The sequence below is a fragment of the Mesorhizobium sp. M2A.F.Ca.ET.037.01.1.1 genome, assembly GCF_003998075.1.
GTDB lineage: Bacteria > Pseudomonadota > Alphaproteobacteria > Rhizobiales > Rhizobiaceae > Mesorhizobium.
In genome coordinates, this window is record NZ_RZSA01000805.1 from 1 (window position 1) to 3,097 (window position 3,097).

Sequence of the window (3,097 nt, forward strand, 5' to 3'; positions counted from 1 at the left end):
TCATGGATGAACCGACGGCCGCCCTTGCCGTCGCCGAGACCCGCAAAGTGCTGGCGCTGACTCGGCGCCTTGCCGGTCGAGGCTGCGCCGTCGTGCTGATCAGCCACAACATTTCCGAAGTCTTCGAGGTTGCCGACCGGATCGTGGTGTTCCGGCGTGGCCGCAAGGTGGCCGAACGCCTGGCCGCAGAGACCAATCACGAGGAAGTCGTTTCGCTCATAACAGGCGCCCATCCCGACGTGCGGGCGCTCGAAAAAACAAACTGACATGCACGTCATTCCAGAGAGGATCACACATAATGCTTTCACAACTCAGGAAAGTGCTCGCGGTCTCCGCGCTGTCGTTGGTCGCCGTGACGGCGGCGCATGCAGCAGACAAGCATAAGGTCGCCTTCGTCCCGCAGCTGATCGGCATCCCCTATTTCAACGCCATGGAGGCGGGGGGCAACCGTGCCGCCAAGGATCTCGGCGTCGATTTCGTCTATTCCGGCCCGGTCGACACCAACCCGGTCGACCAGCTGCAGATCGTGCAGAACCTGATCGACCAAGGCGTCGAAGCGGTCTCGGTCTCCGTTCTCGATGCTTCGAGCATCGCCCCGGTGGTGGAGAGCGCCAAGGCCAAGGGCATCAAATTGTTCACCAGCGACAGCGACGCGCCCGACAGCGGCCGCGCGGTCTATGTGGCGCAGGCGACCGACGAGGGCCTCGGCACCACGATCATCGACGAGCTGGTCAAGCGCGTCGGCGGGGACGCCACGATCGGCATCGTCTCCGGCGAGGCGACCGCGTCCAATCTCAACGCCTGGATCGGCTTCATGCAGAAGGAAGCCGCCGCCAAATATCCCAAGCTGAAGCTGCTCGCCCCGCAATTCGCCGGCGGCACGGCCGAGCGCGCCGCGCAGATCTCGGGCGACCCCATGGCCGCCAATCCCGATATCAAGGCCATCATCGCCGTCGCATCCTCGACCTGCCCGGGCGTTGCCCAGCGATCGAGACCGCCGGCAAGATCGGCTCGGTTATCGGGACCGGTTACTGCAGCCCGAACACCGCCCGCTCCTATCTGAAGAGCGGCGCCTTCGGCTTCACCGTGCTGTGGGATCCTGAACAGCTCGGCTACCTGACGGTCTGGGCCGGCAAGCAGCTTATCGACGGCAAGAGCTTCGAGGCCGAGAACAAGATTGCCGGCCTCGACAAGCCCGCCACCTATGATGCCGCCAAGGGCATTCTCCTGCTCGGGCCGCCGGCCGTCTTCACCACGGACAATGTCGACAAGTTCAACTTCTGAGCCTGACGTGAACGTAGTGCGGCAGTCTGGAACCGGTGTCTTCTCCATGAATGGGCGGGAGTGGTCTTTGCTTGTCGCCTGTTTGCTTGCGGTCGTCATCTTTTCTGTCGCATCGCCGCACTACGCGACCCCGGGCATCGCGGTCACCGTGCTGCGCAACAGCGTCGAACTGCTGCTGATCGGCCTCGGCATGACCCTGCTGCTCGCCATGGGCGGCATCGATGTCTCGATCGGCATCGTCATGGGCCTCGCGGCCATCGCCATCGGCCGCATACTTGGCGCCGATGGCAGCCCGTTCGTGGCGCTTGTCGCGGGCCCGCTCGTCGGGGCGCTGCTGGGCTGCGTGACGGCCGCCATCGTCGTCCTGGGCCGCGTTCCGGCCATCGTCGGAACGCTCGGCCTGTTTGGTGTCTACCGCACCGCCGTGTTGCGCTGCTTGGCGGGCAATGGCTTTCGGGCCTGCCCTCGAGCCTCACCGATCTGCTGGCAGCCACCGTGCTCGGCATCCCCGTGCCGGCCCTGGTGATCGCCGTTGCCTATCGGACTGTCTGGCTGGCACTGCGGCGCACGCCCTATGGTTTGCATCTGCTGGCGATCGGCAATTCGGAAGAAAAGGCGCGGCTTTCGGGAATTCCGGTGATCAAGGTCAGATTCCTGACCTTTGTCATCAGCGGCGTCCTGACCGGCATTGCCGCCACCTTCTATGTCGCAACCTACCGCAACGTCGAAATGTCGATCGGCAGCACCTCGGCGCTGGATGCCATCGCCGCGGTCATTCTCGGCGGCACAAGCATATTGGGCGGCCGCTGCAGCCTGCTCGGCACGGTGCTTGGCGTGCTCCTGCTCAGAATCCTCGAGAATGGCCTGCTTCTGATCGGTGTTCCCTCGCTTTGGCAGCCGGTCGTCACCGGCGTGCTGATCATCGGTGTGCTCGGCTTCGAAGCGGTCTCCAATCGCCTGCCTCTTACCCGGTTCCAGCGAGCCCGCGCATGAGAACGCTTCGGAACCTGCAGGGCCCGGCCCTGACCCTGGCTTTGCTGTGCGCGCTGTGGCTGATCGTGATTGTCGGCCTGCTGGCGCTCAAGCCTTCCGTCTTCAATCTCGGCACCGTAACCACCATTCTTCAGTTCTCGACCATCCTGGCGCTGGTCGGCCTCGGACAGGGGATGGTCATCCTGGCCGGCGGCACAGGCATAGACCTATCGGTCGGCGGCGCGGTTTCGCTCTCCGCCATCATCGCCATGCTGTCGCTCAAACTGGGCTTGCCGCCGGTCCTGCTGCCGGCCGTCTGCATCCTGGCCGGCGCGGCGCTCGGCGCCCTCAACGGATTGCTGGTGAACGGCCTGGCGCTGCTGCCCTTCATCGCGACGCTCGGTACCTTCTTCGTCTATTCCGGCGTGGCGCTTGCCGTCACCGGCGGCGCGGCCCAGTCGGGCGTGCCAGGATGGCTGCTTGGTTGGGGCGCGGTGTCGTCGCCGGCATTCCCGTGCCCTTCCTCACCCTGGCCATCCCCTGCTTCGCGCTGGCCGGCCTTGTGCTGATGGCGACGGCCTGGGGGCGCTGGATCTACGCGATGGGCTTCAACGAACGCTCGGCCAGGCTGGTCGGCATTCCTGTCGATCGCGTGCGCTTCATCCTCTACGCCCTGAGCGGCGCGCTCGCCGGCGCCGCCGGCCTGGTTTCGCTCGCCTGGCTCAGCAGCGGCAGGCCAAATATCGGCCAGAACCTCGAGCTGGAATCGCTGACCGCCGCGATGCTTGGCGGCATCGCCATCACTGGCGGGCGGGGCGGCGTCGGCGGCGGGGTGGCGGCC

Annotated in this window: 3 protein-coding genes and 3 pseudogenes; all 6 read left to right on the forward strand. The window is 65.6% G+C overall.

Translation table 11 applies throughout. The features are described from left to right. Positions 1-266 (forward strand): annotated as a pseudogene (locus tag EOA27_RS29290) (sugar ABC transporter ATP-binding protein); the annotation flags it as partial. Between the two features lie 164 nt (positions 267-430). Next, a pseudogene (locus EOA27_RS29295) lies at positions 431-1,284 on the forward strand (autoinducer 2 ABC transporter substrate-binding protein). A gap of 67 nt (positions 1,285-1,351) precedes the next feature. Further along, positions 1,352-1,810, forward strand: coding sequence for a hypothetical protein (locus tag EOA27_RS42420; protein WP_245467024.1), 459 nt, complete (start codon positions 1,352-1,354; stop codon positions 1,808-1,810). Next, positions 1,780-2,277, forward strand: coding sequence for an ABC transporter permease (locus EOA27_RS42425; RefSeq protein ID WP_245467022.1), 498 nt, complete (start codon positions 1,780-1,782; stop codon positions 2,275-2,277). Before EOA27_RS42420 ends, EOA27_RS42425 begins: the two co-directional genes overlap by 31 nt. Continuing rightward, a complete protein-coding gene (locus EOA27_RS29305; protein WP_245467020.1) occupies positions 2,274-2,825 on the forward strand; it encodes a hypothetical protein in 552 nt (183 codons plus the stop codon). Before EOA27_RS42425 ends, EOA27_RS29305 begins: the two co-directional genes overlap by 4 nt. Beyond that, positions 2,771-3,097, forward strand: a pseudogene (locus EOA27_RS42430) (ABC transporter permease); the annotation flags it as partial. The gene EOA27_RS29305 and the pseudogene EOA27_RS42430, both read left to right, overlap by 55 nt.